This window comes from Buttiauxella agrestis ATCC 33320 (assembly GCF_000735355.1).
Classification (GTDB): domain Bacteria; phylum Pseudomonadota; class Gammaproteobacteria; order Enterobacterales; family Enterobacteriaceae; genus Buttiauxella; species Buttiauxella agrestis.
In genome coordinates this window covers 252,429-269,006 of the sequence record NZ_JMPI01000030.1, presented here as the reverse complement: position 1 = coordinate 269,006, position 16,578 = coordinate 252,429, and the positions used below count along the sequence as shown (strand labels likewise).

Here is a 16,578-nt window from a genome sequence, read left to right as displayed (position 1 = left end):
GTGTCAGAAGAAAGCGACGACGATAAAACAGAAGCCCCCACAGCTCATCGTCTTGAAAAAGCACGAGAAGATGGGCAGATCCCCCGATCCCGCGAATTGACCTCACTGCTGATGTTACTGGTGGGGATAAGCATCATCTGGATGGGCGGCGAACCTCTGGGGCGGCAACTTGCTGCCATGCTTTCTGCCGGTTTGCATTTTGATCACAGCATCATTAACGACCCAAATCTGATTGTTAGCCAAATTAGCCTGCTGATAAAACAGGCGGTCTGGGCGTTGCTGCCGTTGATCATGGGGCTGGTGATTGTGGCGATTGCCGCGCCCATGCTGCTTGGCGGCCTGCTGTTTAGCGGCAAATCCATACAGTTCAAATTCAGCAAACTTAATCCGATTGCGGGATTAGGGCGGATGTTCTCAGCACAGGCCGGTGCCGAGTTACTTAAAGCCTTTCTGAAAGCGATTCTGGTGGGCAGCGTGACCGTCTGGTACTTGCTGCATAAATGGCCGGAAATGATGCGACTGATCAGCGAACCGCCGCTGGCGGCGCTCGGGCATGCGCTGAATATGGTTGCGGTATGCGGGTTATTGATAGTGCTGGGGTTGACGCCAATGGTCGGCTTTGACGTTTTCTTCCAGATATTCAGCAACCTCAAAAAGCTGCGCATGAGCCGCCAGGATATTCGCGACGAATTTAAGCAACAAGAAGGCGACCCGCACGTTAAAGGCCGTATTCGCCAGCAACAACGTGCCGCCGCCCGCCGTCGCATGATGAGCGATGTGCCCAAAGCTGATGTGATTGTCACCAACCCGACGCACTATTCCGTGGCGTTGCAATATGACGAAAACAAAATGAATGCGCCGAAGGTTGTGGCGAAAGGCGCGGGGCTGGTGGCGCTGCGAATTCGTGAGATTGGCAACGAACATCGTATTCCAATGCTGGAAGCGCCACCGCTGGCGCGTGCGTTATATCGTCATGCTGAAATTGGTCAGCAAATTCCTGGGCAACTTTATTCCGCGGTGGCCGAAGTGCTGGCGTGGGTCTGGCAACTGCGCCGCTGGCGAGTGGCTGGCGGCCTGATTCCGAAAAAACCTGAAAATCTACCAGTGCCAGAAGCGCTGGACTTTGCAAACGAGAAGGACTCCGATGGCTAACCTGTTGGCGCAACTGCGCCTGCCGAGCACCATGAAAGCCGGACAATGGCAGATTCTTGCCGGGCCGGTACTCATCTTGCTTATTTTGTCGATGATGGTGCTACCGCTGCCGGCGTTTGTACTGGATTTGCTGTTCACTTTTAACATTGCGCTGTCGATTATGGTGCTGCTGGTGGCGATGTTCACCCAGCGCACGCTGGAGTTCGCCGCCTTCCCAACCATTTTGCTGTTTACCACCTTGCTGCGCCTGGCGCTGAACGTGGCTTCCACTCGTATTATTTTAATGGAAGGCCATACCGGCGGCGCGGCGGCGGGTAAAGTGGTTGAAGCCTTCGGCCACTTCCTCGTCGGTGGCAACTTCGCCATCGGTATCGTGGTGTTTATCATCCTCGTCATCATCAACTTTATGGTTATCACCAAAGGTGCCGGGCGTATTGCCGAAGTGGGCGCGCGCTTTGTGCTGGACGGGATGCCGGGCAAACAGATGGCGATTGATGCGGATCTTAACGCCGGGTTGATTGGTGAAGAAGAAGCGAAAAAACGCCGCTCGGAAGTGACGCAGGAAGCGGACTTTTACGGTTCGATGGACGGTGCCAGTAAGTTCGTGCGCGGTGATGCCGTCGCCGGATTAATGATCATGGTGATTAACGTGATCGGCGGGCTGTTAGTCGGTGTGCTCCAGCATGATATGGCCGTGGGGGCGGCGGCTGAAACTTACACGCTGTTGACCATCGGTGATGGTCTGGTCGCGCAGATCCCGGCACTGGTTATTTCCACGGCGGCGGGTGTGATTGTTACCCGCGTGGCAACCGATCAGGACGTCGGCGAGCAGATGGTGACCCAACTGTTCAATAACCCGCGCGTGATGATGCTCAGTGCGGCCGTACTGGGTTTGCTCGGTATGGTGCCGGGAATGCCAAACTTTGTGTTCCTGCTGTTTACTGCTGCATTGCTGGCGCTGGCCTGGTGGATGCGCGGGCGCGAAATGGAGGCTCCGGCTGCTCCGGCGGCACCCGCAAAACCACAGGAAAACCCGCAGGCGGTTGAAGCCACCTGGAATGATGTTCAACTCGAGGACTCGCTCGGCATGGAAGTGGGTTATCGCCTGATTCCGATGGTCGATTTCCAGCAAGACGGCGAGCTACTGGGGCGGATACGCAGTATCCGTAAAAAATTCGCCCAGGATATGGGGTTCTTACCGCCGGTGGTACACATCCGCGACAACATGGATTTACCGCCTGCGCGTTATCGCATTCTGATGAAAGGGGTGGAAATTGGCAGCGGCGACGCCTATCCAGGGCGCTGGCTGGCGATTAACCCAGGCACTGCCGCAGGCACGCTTCCGGGCGAAGCGACCACCGATCCAGCATTTGGTCTGGCCGCGACCTGGATTGAAAGCGCATTAAAAGAACAAGCGCAGATTCAGGGCTTTACAGTGGTTGAAGCCAGTACCGTGGTCGCCACGCATCTTAACCATTTGATTGGTCAGTTTGCCCCGGAACTGTTTGGGCGCCAGGAAGCGCAACAATTGCTTGATCGCGTGACGCAAGAGATGCCGAAGCTGACTGAAGATCTGGTGCCGGGCGTAGTGACGCTGACCACGCTGCACAAAGTGCTGCAAAACCTGCTCGCCGAGAAAGTGCCGATCCGCGATATGCGCACCATTCTCGAAACGCTGGCAGAACATGCGCCGATTCAAAACGATCCTCATGAATTAACCGCCGTGGTCCGTGTCGCGCTGGGGCGCGCCATTACGCAGCAATGGTTCCCTGGCAACGGCGAAGTGCAGGTGATTGGCCTGGATGCGGCGCTTGAACGCCTGCTATTACAGGCATTGCAGGGTGGAGGGGGGCTGGAACCCGGGCTTGCTGACCGCTTGATGGAACAGGCACAGGAAGCACTTAAGCGCCAGGAAATGCTGGGTGCGCCGCCTGTTTTACTGGTTAACCACGCGTTGCGTCCACTTCTGGCTCGTTTCTTACGCCGCAGTTTGCCGCAGTTAATGGTGCTTTCAAGTCTCGAACTCTCTGAAAACCGCAATATCCGTATGACTGCGACCATCGGAGCAAAATGATGAACCGACTGTTGATGCTGATGTTATTGCCTTTTATGGCGCACGCCAGTGGCGAAGGAGCGTGGCAGGCGAGCGGTGTGGGCGCGACGCTCAGTCATCGCGGGGTGGCAGCTTCGTCACGCGCTCTGGCACCGTCTCAGCCCGTCACAGGCGTGATGACGATGGTCGCGTGGCGCTATGAACTGATTGGGCCGACGCCTGCGGGTCTGAATGTCAGGCTTTGCTCGTCAACACGTTGTGTCGAGATAGAAGGGCAGAGCGGGACGACGCGTGGGCTAACGAACGTTGCGGCAAACGAGCCGCTGCGGTTTGTCTGGCAAGTCCCCGGTGGCGGAGCGCTGTTCCCGGCGCTGAAAGTGCAAAGCAATCAGGTCATTGTTAATTACAAATAGCCCTAACAGCCGCATGACTGATGCGGCTTTTTTCCTTCCAGATCTCATTTTCAATCCCTGCTTTTGATAAAAACAAACCCTTGTTTTATAAATCAGTGACACCCGTACCGGGACTCTTTGTAATTTTGCCAACATTCGCCCGTCCGTGGCAAAAATGGAAAGGTAACATCAGCCCCGTCCTTCTACCTTAACGTTGTAAGGTTCCTCGCAGGCCCGATACGCACGGGACGTGCAGTCTCCAATAACAAAAGCAACGGGGTTTGACGGCAATGAAAACACGTAAGATTGGACTGGCAAATTATCTTGCCTATGGCTCAGGTGATTTCCTCGGAGCGGGAACCACGGCATTAACTGCCGCCTGGCTACTCTATTTTTATACCACCTTCTGTGGACTCACACCGATTGAAGCGACCTTCATTTTTGCCATGGCAAGGGTGCTGGATGCTGTCGTTAGCCCGTTGATGGGCTTCCTCACTGATAACTTCGGTTCAACCTGGCTTGGCAAGCGCTTTGGCCGCCGTAAGTTCTTTATTCTGCTCGGTATTCCGTTGGTCTTCAGCTACAGCTTTATGTGGGTTGGAGAGATGAGTTACTGGTACTACCTGGTGACGTACCTGATCTTTGACGTGGTTTACACCATGATTCTGGTGCCATACGAAACGCTGGTTCCAGAAATGACCGATGACTTCAAACAGAAAACCAAGTTCTCGGGTGCGCGTATTTCTATGGCGCAACTCTCGGCGATTCTCGCCGCATTCCTGCCGGGCATTTTGTTAAATCACTTCGGTAAAGACAACGCGGTTTCTTTCTTCTATTCAAGCCTGGTGTTCGCCACGTTATGCGCCATCGTGCTGACCTTTGTCTGGTTCTTTACCTGGGAGCGTCCGCGTTCCGAATGGACTGAAGCGGCATTGCGTGCAGAAGAAGAGAAGAAAACGCTGACCTTCGCACAAAGCATGAAACGCCTGAACGTTGAGCTGACTTCAACACTCCGCGTGAAGATTTTCCGCCAGCATCTGGGTATGTATCTGGGGGGCTATATTGCGCAGGACGTGTTCAACGCCGTGTTTACCTATTATGTGGTGTTTGTTCTGATGCAAAGCGCGAGCATGGCATCGAGCCTGCTTGGCACCATGGCGATTCTGCAATTTATTGCGGTGATCGGCATGATTCCACTGTGTATTAAATACGGCCCGGCACCATCTTATCGTATGGTCGTTGTACTGTTTGGTCTCAGTTCGGTCTCCTACGCGGTGCTTTATTACGCGGGCTTAAGCGATGTGTTCTCGCTGCTGATGCTGGTTTCAGCCGTCGCGGGTCTGGGTCGTGGGGGCATCAACTATGTGCCGTGGAATACCTACACCTATATTGCCGACGTGGATGAAGTGATTACCGGGCAGCGCCGCGAAGGTATCTTTGCCGGGATCATGACGCTGACACGTAAAGCGTCGCAGGCGGGAGCGGTGATGCTAGTCGGTATCGTGATGCAGCTTTCTGGTTTCGTTTCCGGCCAGACCACGCAACCGCCAGCGGTCAGCCACACCATTTTGATGATTTTAAGTTTCGGTACGGTTGCGGTGCTGGCCTGCGGTTTCCTGGTTTCCCTGCGCTTTAAACTCAATTTGCAAACGCACAGTGTCTTGCGTGAAGAGACCGCGAAGATGCGCGAGGCAGGGCGTCCTGTTCCTGAAGCGACCACGCCTGAAGCTCGCGCGACGGTCGAAATGCTCGCGGGTATGCCGTACGACACACTGTGGGGCAACAACAATATTGGTTATCTCAATCGTAATAAGCCAGTCGCCCCGTCGTTAAAAGAGGCTGCTGCAATGAATTCGAATACATCACAGAGGTTAAGCTAATGATTATTTATCCCGTCAAACACAGCCCTTTACTGTGCCAGCCGGAGCATTTTATTGCCCGGGATGAACTGAAATCCCTGATCCACAAGGTGACGGACAACCTGATTAATATTAAGGATGAAACGGGCCAATTTTTGCTGCGACTGGATGACGGGCGAGTCATTGATACCAAAGGTTGGGCGGGCTGGGAGTGGACGCACGGCGTCGGTTTGTACGGTATGTATCAGTATTATCGCCAGACCGGCGATAAGAAAATGTGTGAGATTATTGATAGCTGGTTTGCCGATCGTTTTGCCGAAGGGGCAACCACCAAAAACGTGAATACCATGGCACCGTTCCTGACGCTGGCTTATCGTTTTGAGGAAACGCGCGACCCATCGTATTTGCCTTGGCTTGAAAGCTGGGCGGAGTGGGCGATGTACGAAATGCCACGCACCGAACACGGTGGCATGCAGCATGTGACGCTTGCCGAAGAAAATCATCAGCAAATGTGGGATGACACGTTGATGATGACGGTGTTGCCGCTGGCGAAAATCGGCAAACTATTGAATCGCCGGGAATATGTAGAGGAAGCAACTTATCAGTTCCTGCTGCATGTACAAAACCTGATGGACAGAGAAACCGGGCTGTGGTTCCACGGCTGGAATTATGAAGGCAATCATAACTTTGCGCAGGCGCGTTGGGCGCGTGGTAACAGCTGGTTGACGATCGTTATTCCTGATTTCCTTGAGCTGGTGGATTTACCCGAAAACAATGCGGTGCGCCGTTACCTGGTCCAGGTGCTGGAAAGCCAGGTCGCTGCGCTGGCGAAATGTCAGGATGACAGCGGTTTGTGGCACACTTTGCTGGACGATCCCCATTCTTATCTCGAAGCGTCGGCCACCGCCGGTTTTGCTTACGGGATACTGAAAGGCATTCGTAAACGCTATATCGGCAAGCAATACGCTGAAGTGGCTGAGAAGGCGATGAAAGGGATAGTGAAAAATATTTCGCCTGAGGGCGAGCTGCTGCAAGTTTCGTTTGGGACTGGAATGGGCAGTAATCTCGACTTCTATCGCCAGATCCCGCTGACGTCGATGCCGTACGGTCAGGCGATGGCAATTCTGTGCCTGGGTGAGTATTTACGTATTTATCTCTAAGCACATTTTCATCACAAAAGGCCTGTCTAATCAGACAGGCCTCTTTTTTCTGAATGGTTCCCCAAAAATAAGAAATTAAATAAGGAGTATTCAGCGGCACAATTCATTATGCTCCGCGCTGTTGCTTGTCCCCCACCAGGATCACCTTTTGTCCATTTCTCCTTTTGCTCGTATTGCCGCCAATAGTTTGGTGGAAGCGGGAGCCGTTATTGGTGCCAATGTCACCATTGGCCCATTTTGTGTTATTTCCGCAGGTGTCGTGATAGGCGAGGGGACGATTATTGGCTCTCACTCAGTGATCACCGGCCTGACAACCCTGGGTTGTGACAATAATTTTGGTTCGTATTCATCTATTGGTGAAGTGAATCAGGATCTTAAATATGCCGGTGAACCGACGACATTAGTCATTGGCGATCGCAACCATTTCGGCCACCACGCTACGGTTCATCGCGGCACGATTCAGGGTTCCGGCGTGACTCTGATGGGTAACGACAACCGGATTAGTAATGGCGTGCATATTGGACACGATTGCGTCGTGGGAGATCACACGCAGATTGGCGATAACAGCGGCCTGGCCGGGCACGTGGAGCTGGATGATGATGCGCAAATTGGTTATATGTGCGCGATTCATCAGTTTTGCATGCTGGGGAATGGGGTGAAGATCCTCGACCAATCCGGAGTCGTTCAGGATGTGCCACCGTTTGTGATGGCGGGTGGGAACCACGCGCAGCCGCTGGGCGTGAACGTGGAATCCCGGGCGTTTCTGGCACTCAATCAGGAACAGCAGGATTTGGTTCATACGCTTTATGAGCGTTTTTACCATCAGGCGCTGTCGATCGATGAAGTGAAAAGGTCTTTAAAAGTGATGGAAAGCGATTTTCCGGTGATTGGCTTTTTTGACCGCTTTTTTGCGCGGTCGGCACGGGGCATCGTACGTTAAACAAATTAAAAAAGGCTCGCCATTTACGGCGAGCCTTTTGTTCATGAAAGCCAAAAATTACATACGTTCTACGGTTTCAATCCCCAGCGTATCCAGACCCAGTTTCAGCGTTTTCGCCGTTAACAGAGCCAGTTTCAGGCGGCTGTTACGCGCTTCAGTGCTGTCAGCGGCCAGAATCGGGCAATGCTCGTAGAAGCCTGAGAACAGACCCGCTACGTCGTACAGATAAGTACACATCACATGTGGCGTACCGTCACGCGCAACTACGTTCAGCGTTTCTTCAAATTGCAGCAGGCGAGCCGCGAGCTGCGCTTCGCGATCTTCGGTAATCACCACAGGCGCTTTCAGCAACTCGGCTTCATCAATATTGGCTTTACGGAACACTGACAGCACACGGGTATAAGCATATTGCATATACGGTGCCGTGTTGCCTTCGAAGGCCAGCATGTTGTCCCAGTCGAAGATGTAGTCAGTGGTACGGTTCTTGGACAGGTCCGCGTATTTCACCGCGCCAATACCGACGGCGTTTGCCAGCGCTTCTAACTCATCAGCAGGCATGTCTGGGTTCTTCTCTGTAACCAGACGACGAGCGCGTTCAAGGGCTTCATCCAGCAGGTCAGTCAGTTTTACGGTTCCGCCAGAACGGGTTTTGAATGGCTTACCGTCTTTGCCCAACATCATGCCGAACATGTGGTGCTCTAATGGCACAGAATCTGGCACATAACCGGCTTTACGCACGATAGTCCAGGCTTGCATCAGATGCTGGTGCTGGCGGGAGTCGATGAAGTACAGCACGCGGTCAGCATGCAGGGTTTCAAAGCGATATTTCGCACAAGCGATATCGGTGGTGGTGTACAGGTAGCCGCCATCCTTTTTCTGGATGATAACGCCCATCGGCTCACCGTCTTTATTCTTGTATTCGTCGAGGAATACTACCGTAGCGCCTTCGCTTTCAACCGCCAGACCTTTTGCTTTCAGGTCAGCCACAATACCCGGAAGCATTGGGTTATAGAGGCTTTCACCCATCACGTCGTCACGTGTTAATGTGACGTTCAGACGCTTATAAGTGATTTGGTTTTGCGTCATGGTCACATCGACCAGTTTGCGCCACATGTTGCGGCAGTATTCGTCGCCGCCTTGCAGTTTCACCACGTATGCGCGAGCACGCTCGGCAAATTCTGCATCTTCGTCGTAATGTTTCTTCGCCGCGCGGTAGAACTCTTCGAGGTCAGCCAGCGCCATTTCACCTGCATTTTCCTGCTGCTGTTTTTCAAGATACGCAATCAGCATCCCGAACTGCGTGCCCCAGTCACCGACGTGGTTGGCGCGGATAACTTTATGGCCAAGGAATTCGAGGGTGCGAACAGCGGCATCACCAATGATGGTGGAGCGCACATGCCCGACGTGCATTTCTTTCGCAACGTTTGGCGCGGAGTAATCCACTACCACTGTTTTCGGTTCGGAAACGGTGACACCGACGCGATCGGAGGCGACAGCTTCATCGACACTCTTCGCCAGAAACGCCGCGTCGAGGAAAATGTTGATAAAACCAGGACCGGCGATTTCGACTTTGCTGGCAATTCCGGTCAAATCCAGATTAGCAATCACCAACTCGGCGACTTGTCGTGGTGGCTTGCCCAGTGATTTCGCAACTGACATCACGCCATTGGCCTGATAGTCGCCGAACTGAACTTTTGCTGACTGGCGAACCTGTGGTTCGCAATCCGCAGGAGCACCTGCGGCAATCAGTGCCTGACTGACTTTATCTGAGAGAAGTGCCTGAATATTCACCGGGATACCTTACATTTTGCTTAAGACTGCTGTGACTGATACAGCAGCCGTATCGTTGGGGATAAAATTAGGGCGTAAGTATAACTGTTTTTAATCTCCGGAGTCAGCAAAAGCCGTGGTCGAGCGGCCCTGTACTAACCTTAACGGTATAGTGATTAACCATTCAGAGCGTTCGCGGCTCCATGGGTGTTGGTGATGCTGGCCGAAAAAGGTAGATTACGCGCATTCGTGATTTCGAGGATAAGGTGATGGCCAACTGGCAGACAATTGCAGAACTGAGTGATATTTCAGAGGATCTCCCGCGTTTTATACAAGCGTTAACCCAACTGGCTGCACGTCTGGGTCTCGAGATTGCCCCGCTCGACGCCGATCATATTTCCCTGCGCTGCCACCAGAATACGACGGCTGAACGCTGGCGTGCGGGTTTAGAAAAGTGCGGTACGTTGCTTTCAGAAAATATTATTAACGATCGCCCCATCTGCCTGTTCAAACTCGACGAACCGGTACGCGTTGCGCACTGGGAATTTAGCGTGGTGGAACTGCCGTGGCCGGGTGAAAAACGTTACCCGCACGAAGGCTGGGAGCATGTAGAAATTGTCTTGCCTGGTGAGACTGAAACGCTGAACGCGCGGGCTCTGGACTTAATGTCTGACGCGGGATTGCGCCAGACGGGAATTTCAGTGAAAACCAGTTCGCCAAAAGGCGAACGTGAGCGCCTGCCAAATCCAACGCTCGCCGTCACCGACGGCAAAGTAACGATCAAATTCCATCCCTGGAGTATTGAAGAGATTGTCGCCAGCGAGTTAGCCGATTGATTTTACAGCGCTGTTCATCCGTTTAATCGCTTCTTCAAGCGTTGCGGATGTGCAGCCAAAGTTAATCCGCACGAATTTTTTCTCGCCAAAATCTGCCCCTGGCGAGAAGCCCAGGCCCGCTTTCTGGAAGAACAGAGTCGGGTTTTCTACGGGCAAAGCGGTGGCATCGACCCAGCCCAGATACGTCGCTTGCGGCGAAACCGTCGTCAGGCCAGGCATCTCGTTCACCGCGCTGACCAGACGGTCGCGATTGCGGCGCAAATACGGCAGTAACTCTTGCAGCCACGGCTCGCCGTCACGCCAGGCCGCGGTGGCCGCCGTCAGGGCGAGCACATCGACGCTCGGCACAATTCCATCACGCACTGTGTTAAAACGTTTGCGCAATTCCGGGTCGGGAATAATCGCCAGTGAGGCGCCAAGCCCGGCGATGTTAAACGTTTTAGACGGTGAAAGCAGGGTGACGGATCGTTGCTCGGCATCGGCGCTGAGAGTGGCGAAGGGAATATGTTTCGCGCCCGGATCGAGCAGTAAATCGCAGTGGATTTCATCTGAACAAACAATCAGGTCATGGCGTTGCGCGAAAGCCAACTGTTGCTCTAATTCTTCCCGGGAGTAAATCGTGCCGCCAGGATTTTGCGGATTGCAGAGCATCAGTAATTTTTCTTTGCCGGTGCACTGAGATTCAAGGGCGTCTAAATCCATTACCCAGCGGCTTTTCTCAAGGCGCAGAGGGGCATTGAGTTGCGGGCGTTGGGCAAAAGCGGATGATTTTCGGAAAGGGGGATAAATAGGGCTGGGAGCAATCGTGGTTTCATCGGCTGCGGTAAATGCGCGAACGCTTAAATTCAACCCGGCGACAACACCTGGTAAAAAGACAATCCATTCAGGTTTGATTTGCCACTGGTAACGGCTGGCCATTCGCTCAACGACAACATCGACTAACTCCTGGGGCCGGGCACCGTAGCCAAAAACGCCGTGTTCGACACGCTGATGAAGGGCATCGAGAATACAAGGCGGGGAGCGAAAATCCATATCGGCGACCCACATTGGCAAAACATCATGACCAAATTTATTCCACTTCGAACTGTCGCTGTGACGGCGGTCGATGCCATCATCAAAATTGAATGCCATCATTGATTACCTTTTTTGTGACTGTCGTTTGAGATTATCATTCTGGACCGTTGGCACAACCGCCAGGCTAAAGATTTTTAAGGAGTAATCAATGCCTTTGCTTGAGATATGTTGTTATGGAATAGACTGTGCAGTTACTGCGCAACAAGCCGGAGCGGATAGAATCGAATTATGTGCAGCGCCGAAAGAGGGCGGATTAACCCCTTCAGCGGGCGTACTGCGTAAAGTTAAAGAGCGGGTTTCGATTCCTGTGCATCCGATTATTCGCCCGCGCGGCGGTGATTTTTGTTACACCGATGCTGAATTCGACACCATGCTGGAAGATATCGCTTTCGTGCGTGAACTCGGATATCCGGGTCTGGTCATCGGCATGTTAGATGGCGAAGGTCATATCGATATGCCGCGTATGAAACGGGTGATGGAGCAGGCGCAGGGAATGGCGGTAACGTTCCATCGGGCGTTCGATATGTGTCACAACCCGCATCAGGGGCTGGAGCAATTAACCGATTTAGGCGTGGCGCGTATCCTGACTTCGGGGCAACAACAGAATGCAGAGACAGGACTTTCATTACTTAGGGAACTAAAACAACATTCCCGTGCTCCAATCATTATGGCGGGTGCAGGAGTCAGGCTGAGCAACTTGAAAAAGTTCGTCGAAGCGGGTATTGACGAGATGCACAGCTCCGCAGGGCAGTCAGTGCCTTCACCGATGCGATACCGCAAGGCTGGCGTGTCAATGAGTGCGGATGCCGAAGCCGATGAGTTTAACCGTTACTGCGTTGATGGCGATGTAGTAGCAGCAATGAAAACGGTGTTAGTTGCCAGCCACTGAGCAACCTGACACTTAGATTTTTGCCCGCGCATCATGTCGCCCATGTGATGCTGCTCGTACCAGGCCCCGATGTTTTATCGGGGCTTTTTTTATTCAATTTTGGTGCAAATTAATATCACTTCTATGTACTGAATTTAGTACTGAATTTACTCTTTCGGCAATCAAAGATATTAAGTAATAATCTTGTGTGATATTTGTTATTAAATTGTCTTGTTCGCTCTGTGAACGGCATTATTGCTGCGATGTACATTGCGTTACATACGGATACTAATCACTTAAGGAATAGAACCCTCTGCTCCTTTATGATTAAAATCCGTTTAAAAATATGCTGATAGAATCGGTTTCTATTTTTTATTTTTAATTAGTCGCATGTGATTTAGTGTTAATTATGAAGATAAATAAAAATCTCTGTTTGCATATTTCGATGGCCGTGCTTGCCGCTCTGGTTTTGTCTCTACCACCTTTTATCGATAGCCAGAAGTTTGAATTAAAATTTCAGCCGTTAATTAAAACCATGGAAGGGACACGCAAGGTTCAGGCTGAAAAAATAGCGACTATTTCGCACGCCCTGAACGGCAATGCACTGTTTTTCCTTGGCGCCTCTGAAGTCGCGACCTCTGAAGATGAGCATTTTGCCGTCTACAATTTCTTTAATACTCAACTGCATCAGCCGACGGTTGCCTATGGTGATAGCTACGTCGATAACATGACGCAGCTTGCTTTGCTGACTCGCTTTAAACAAGATCTTTCGCCTAAAACGAAACTGGTCTTGCTGCTGGCACCAGATAGTTTTTACTTCGATGGTATCCCACCGACTATTTTTGCCGACCATTTTCCAGACGCAATCTTTAAGCCACTGATGTCGGATAAAACATTACGTCCGATATTGTCAAATTACCTTAAGCACATTGATGCGCAAGATGTTGACCATCTGACATTCAGCCAGATGCGTATTTTTGGATGGCATTACGATATTGTCTGGCGTGAAATAAACTATCAGTTTTCTTCATTCTGCGAATTGATCAGAGATTATTTCCTGACGCTGTTCCATATCCGTCATTCCAGCTCGCATCCCTGGCCGTTAATAAACAAAACGTGGCTAAATATTGACTGGGATGCGCAGCTTCAGCAGGCAGAAAGACTTAACCACGCCCGACATGAAAGCCCAGCCACGTTATGGATGGATAAAGACGTCTTTGCGGATGATAAAACGGCGGAAGAATGGTATCCGGCACCACCGTCGTTGCAGGAAGAGCAGGCATTTGAGGACATGATAAAGCTCTTACATGGGCGCCAGGTCAATGTAGTGGTCATTATCGATCCGTTAAATCCGTGGGCATTAAAGCACACAGAAAAATTCAAAAATACCGACCGTTATATCCAGTCCGTATTACAAAAGTACAACACGCCATACTTCGATATGTATAGCCAGAAATACCAGAATGGCTGGAATTGGGATCGTATTCATCCTACCGAGCTGGCTTGGGTCGCCATGGATCGTTATATCGCAGAGGCGTTTAAAAAATGAAGAAAGCTATTCGACTCTTTTTCCTCCACCTCTTTTTGCTGGCAACCGTAGTCGCATGGTCATCCATCGACAACAGTATGAATTTAAAGCTGCATTTTGAATATCAGCAGTTTTAAAGGATAAGAAAATGTATACAAGCGCACCTTTTTTTGCAGTTTTATTTGCCAGTTCACTGCTATTGGCTGGGATAAATCGTTTACTGGGTAATCGGTTAAGCTACCTGTCGCTATTTTCGACTTTTGCACTGTTTGCGGTATGGGAATACATCTTTAAAAACCAGATACTGATTCCGATTCTGATGTTCGGCTATTTGTATGGCATCGCCACTTGCAAAGATAAATCATGGATAAAAACCTGGCAGTCAGTGATTTTGAGTTTACTGCCGCTCATTCTGGTGAAATTACATCTGAATAACCACTGGGGAATGATAGGGCTTTCTTTTATGACTTTCCGTGCGGTGGATGTTTTGCTCTATCGTAATAAAAAGGATTCCCGCAGTTTCTTGCAATATTTTAGTTATCTCTTTTCCCCCTTTATTATGCTGGCGGGGCCGATGTATCGCTGGCGAACCTGGGTGCAGGATATAACGCAAACTTCATTTCGCTTAACGACAGACGTTTTCCTGCAATCTATGGAACAGATTTTCTATGGCATTGTGCAGAAATTCCTGTTTGCCATGCTCATTGATAACCTGGTGATTAGCCACTGGAGCCATCGCCCGTTCACCTTGACGGTGGGCGTTGTGATGTCGCTGGCTTACAGTTTTTATCTTTACTTTGACTTTGCGGGTTACAGCAATATGGCGATTGGAGCAGGGCGGCTATTTGGTTTGAATATCCCGGCCAATTTTAATTTGCCTATTTTAGCCAAAAATCCGCAGGATTTCTGGCGCAGATTTCATATTAGTTTGTCAGAGTGGCTGCGTGACGTTGTTTTCATGCCTGTTTATATGAACCTGATGAAAATAACGTTCTTCAGGAATCATAAAGCCACCGCTCAGAATGTCGGTATTTTTTGCACCTTGTTTTGCATGGGAGCATGGAATGGTCTGGAGCTGAATTATGTCGTCAGCGGCGCACTGTTCGGAGGGATTTCAGTTATCCATAATATGATTCTTTGGCTCGCAAAGCGCAGCCCCGTTATCACTATCTGGTTAAATAAACCCGTGATGATGTGGGTGGGGCGTATTTTAACCCTGGCAAGTGCTGCGGTATCTCTTTATATCTTTAGCGGAATGTCCCCTGTATGACTAATGACTCTGAATTACAACAGCTAAATGAATATCTGCGGGCGGTTTTGCTTGATCCGCAAAATGCTCAACAACCCGCTATCAGTGGAAGTGATAATACCCTGAGCTGGCAGCAATTAAGTACGGCGGTCATTGACTGGAAGGCTCGTTTTTCTGCACTTAATTTGGAATCTAACGTTCCTGTTGTGCTCTATGGCCACCAGCAGGCAGAATTCGCCTGTGCGATTTACAGCTGCTTATTACACAACATTCCTTATATCCCGGTAGATAATATTTACCCGGCAGAGCGCCTGAAAGAGATCTGCGAACTAGCCAGTGCTCCTTATTATTATGACGTTGAACAACGTTCATTTAAGGCGACCGGTGTACCAGCCCAGAATCTGGAACAGCAAGATTTGGCCTACATCATGTTTACCTCTGGCAGTACCGGTAAGCCAAAAGGGGTGCAAATTGGCCGTGAAAGCGTGTGGAATTTCATGCAGTGGGTACGCGATGATTTTTCCCTGCCAGCCAATCCCGTATTAATGAACCATGCGGTATTCAGTTTTGATTTATCGTTAATCCCACTGCTCGGAAACCTTGCTACCTGCGGGCATATTGTTCTGAATGCCAAGGAAGATATTGCTGCCGAGAATTGGTTGGCAAAACTAAAACAGCAAAAAGTGTCCGTATGGGTTTCAACACCGTCTTTTGCCTACCAGAAATTATTGCATCCGGAGTTTCGCGCAGAATTCTTAACCGATTTGAAAGTGTTTGTCTTTATCGGTGAAGTTCTCAGTAAAGCATTGGTAAAACACCTGCGCCGCCTTTTCCCGGACGCGAAAATACTCAACTCCTATGGCCCAACCGAAGCAACTATTGCGACTACAGTGGTCGAAATTAGCGATGAAATACTGAAGTCAGATTGCGAGTTGTTGCCTATTGGTCAGATGATGCCGCATTCAGAAATGGAAATTACTGCTGATAATGAACTGATTATCTGGGGTAAAAATGTGATGCGCGGCTACCTTGGTTTGCCAAAGGAAAATGCTGAAAAACTTTTATGGAATGAAGCGAAGCATTGGCGCGGGTATAAAACTGGCGATCTGGGGAATATGAGTAAAGGAAATTTATACTGCCAGGGGCGCAACGACAGCCAAATAAAAATGAACGGTTATCGTATTGAAATTCACGAAATCGAAAACCGTCTGTTAGCCCTTTCAGGGGTTAGTGAAGCGGTGGTCTTGCCGCTGACTAAAAAAGATGGCGCGGTGTTGCGACTTGCTGCTTTTTGCTCATCAAAACTTTCAGAGAAAGAAATTAAAGCGAATCTCACCCAAATTCTACCGTCTTATATGGTGCCATCGCAGATTGTCATCATGGACGCATTACCTCTCAATACTAACGGGAAAATTGACCGTAAGTTACTCGATGCGCACGCTCGTACTTGTTAATCCTGAGGATCAAAAATGGAACAGAAAATTTTAGCGTTATTTGAAAATGTATTGTCGCGCAAAGTTGAATTTAACGATGAGCTGATTGAATCAGGTATTCTCGACTCGATCACGGCCGTTGATATTGTACTGGACGTCCAGGCGGAGTTTGGTTGTGCTATTCCGCCAACAGAAGTGGCAAATATTTTAAAAACGCCAGCAATCCTGGCGGCGTGGATTGAAGAAAACGCCTGAAGATCATGT

Annotated in this window: 14 protein-coding genes; 12 read left to right on the top strand and 2 right to left on the bottom strand. The window is 50.5% G+C overall.

Annotated features, from left to right (window positions below; translation table 11 throughout):
- From flhB to lpxA, 6 genes are all read left to right on the top strand, one after another.
- Entirely contained in the window at positions 1 to 1,152 is a 1,152-nt protein-coding gene (gene flhB, locus GBAG_RS11525) for a flagellar biosynthesis protein FlhB (RefSeq protein WP_034496053.1), read from the top strand.
- The gene (gene flhA / locus GBAG_RS11520) at positions 1,145 to 3,226 is read left to right on the top strand and encodes a flagellar biosynthesis protein FlhA (protein WP_034496051.1); all 2,082 of its coding nucleotides are present in this window, start codon (positions 1,145 to 1,147) and stop codon (positions 3,224 to 3,226) included. The genes flhB and flhA overlap by 8 nt, the downstream gene beginning before the upstream one ends.
- A complete protein-coding gene (gene flhE, locus GBAG_RS11515; RefSeq protein ID WP_034496049.1) occupies positions 3,226 to 3,618 on the top strand; it encodes a flagellar protein FlhE in 393 nt (130 codons plus the stop codon). Before flhA ends, flhE begins: the two co-directional genes overlap by 1 nt.
- A 269-nt stretch (positions 3,619 to 3,887) precedes the next feature.
- A complete protein-coding gene (locus tag GBAG_RS11510) occupies positions 3,888 to 5,477 on the top strand; it encodes an MFS transporter (protein WP_034496046.1) in 1,590 nt (529 codons plus the stop codon).
- Positions 5,477 to 6,616: a beta-galactosidase BglB gene (gene bglB / locus GBAG_RS11505; RefSeq protein ID WP_034496044.1), complete on the top strand. Its 1,140-nt coding sequence runs from the start codon at positions 5,477 to 5,479 to the stop codon at positions 6,614 to 6,616. The genes GBAG_RS11510 and bglB overlap by 1 nt, the downstream gene beginning before the upstream one ends.
- A gap of 148 nt (positions 6,617 to 6,764) precedes the next feature.
- Positions 6,765 to 7,556 carry an acyl-ACP--UDP-N-acetylglucosamine O-acyltransferase gene (gene lpxA / locus GBAG_RS11500; protein WP_034496039.1) on the top strand — a complete coding sequence of 264 codons (792 nt, stop codon included), beginning with the start codon at positions 6,765 to 6,767 and terminating at the stop codon, positions 7,554 to 7,556.
- A gap of 57 nt (positions 7,557 to 7,613) precedes the next feature.
- Here lpxA and argS read toward each other — a convergent pair whose 3' ends face one another.
- Entirely contained in the window at positions 7,614 to 9,347 is a 1,734-nt protein-coding gene (gene argS / locus GBAG_RS11495; RefSeq protein WP_034496038.1) for an arginine--tRNA ligase, read from the bottom strand.
- 248 nt (positions 9,348 to 9,595) lie between these two features.
- Here argS and GBAG_RS11490 point away from each other — a divergent pair, with 248 nt between their 5' ends.
- Entirely contained in the window at positions 9,596 to 10,162 is a 567-nt protein-coding gene (locus GBAG_RS11490) for a VOC family protein (RefSeq protein WP_034496036.1), read from the top strand.
- Here the strand turns inward: GBAG_RS11490 and GBAG_RS11485 are convergent.
- Positions 10,151 to 11,293 (bottom strand): MalY/PatB family protein, encoded by a 1,143-nt coding sequence (locus GBAG_RS11485; RefSeq protein WP_034496034.1) that lies wholly within the window; start codon positions 11,291 to 11,293, stop codon positions 10,151 to 10,153. The genes GBAG_RS11490 and GBAG_RS11485 overlap by 12 nt on opposite strands.
- Before the next feature lie 91 nt (positions 11,294 to 11,384).
- On the opposite strand from GBAG_RS11485, the gene cutC reads away from it, so the two are divergent.
- The 5 genes from cutC to GBAG_RS11460 all read left to right on the top strand — a co-directional run bounded on the left by cutC (position 11,385) and on the right by GBAG_RS11460 (position 16,569).
- Complete coding sequence (cutC, locus tag GBAG_RS11480) at positions 11,385 to 12,125, top strand: copper homeostasis protein CutC (protein ID WP_034496033.1); 741 nt, start codon at positions 11,385 to 11,387, stop codon at positions 12,123 to 12,125.
- A gap of 388 nt (positions 12,126 to 12,513) precedes the next feature.
- On the top strand, positions 12,514 to 13,653 hold the full coding sequence (locus GBAG_RS11475; protein ID WP_034496312.1) for a D-alanyl-lipoteichoic acid biosynthesis protein DltD: 1,140 nt from the start codon (positions 12,514 to 12,516) through the stop codon (positions 13,651 to 13,653).
- Between the two features lie 127 nt (positions 13,654 to 13,780).
- Entirely contained in the window at positions 13,781 to 14,902 is a 1,122-nt protein-coding gene (locus tag GBAG_RS11470; protein ID WP_034496031.1) for an MBOAT family O-acyltransferase, read from the top strand.
- On the top strand, positions 14,899 to 16,335 hold the full coding sequence (locus GBAG_RS11465) for an AMP-binding protein (protein WP_034496028.1): 1,437 nt from the start codon (positions 14,899 to 14,901) through the stop codon (positions 16,333 to 16,335). Before GBAG_RS11470 ends, GBAG_RS11465 begins: the two co-directional genes overlap by 4 nt.
- A 15-nt stretch (positions 16,336 to 16,350) precedes the next feature.
- Positions 16,351 to 16,569, top strand: a complete 219-nt coding sequence (locus GBAG_RS11460) for an acyl carrier protein (RefSeq protein WP_034496026.1) — start codon at positions 16,351 to 16,353, stop codon at positions 16,567 to 16,569.
- Positions 16,570 to 16,578 lie beyond the last annotated feature (9 nt).

Bases quoted from the DNA above. Each gene is read 5' to 3' on its own strand.
- flhA (WP_034496051.1), top strand. From the start codon at position 1,145: ATGGCTAACCTGTTGGCGCAACTGCGCCTGCCGAGCACCATGAAAGCC.
- flhE (WP_034496049.1), top strand. From the start codon at position 3,226: ATGAACCGACTGTTGATGCTGATGTTATTGCCTTTTATGGCGCACGCC.
- GBAG_RS11510 (WP_034496046.1), top strand. From the start codon at position 3,888: ATGAAAACACGTAAGATTGGACTGGCAAATTATCTTGCCTATGGCTCA.
- bglB (WP_034496044.1), top strand. From the start codon at position 5,477: ATGATTATTTATCCCGTCAAACACAGCCCTTTACTGTGCCAGCCGGAG.
- GBAG_RS11490 (WP_034496036.1), top strand. From the start codon at position 9,596: ATGGCCAACTGGCAGACAATTGCAGAACTGAGTGATATTTCAGAGGAT.
- GBAG_RS11485 (WP_034496034.1), bottom strand. From the start codon at position 11,293: ATGGCATTCAATTTTGATGATGGCATCGACCGCCGTCACAGCGACAGT.
- cutC (WP_034496033.1), top strand. From the start codon at position 11,385: ATGCCTTTGCTTGAGATATGTTGTTATGGAATAGACTGTGCAGTTACT.
- GBAG_RS11475 (WP_034496312.1), top strand. From the start codon at position 12,514: ATGAAGATAAATAAAAATCTCTGTTTGCATATTTCGATGGCCGTGCTT.
- GBAG_RS11470 (WP_034496031.1), top strand. From the start codon at position 13,781: ATGTATACAAGCGCACCTTTTTTTGCAGTTTTATTTGCCAGTTCACTG.
- GBAG_RS11465 (WP_034496028.1), top strand. From the start codon at position 14,899: ATGACTAATGACTCTGAATTACAACAGCTAAATGAATATCTGCGGGCG.
- GBAG_RS11460 (WP_034496026.1), top strand. From the start codon at position 16,351: ATGGAACAGAAAATTTTAGCGTTATTTGAAAATGTATTGTCGCGCAAA.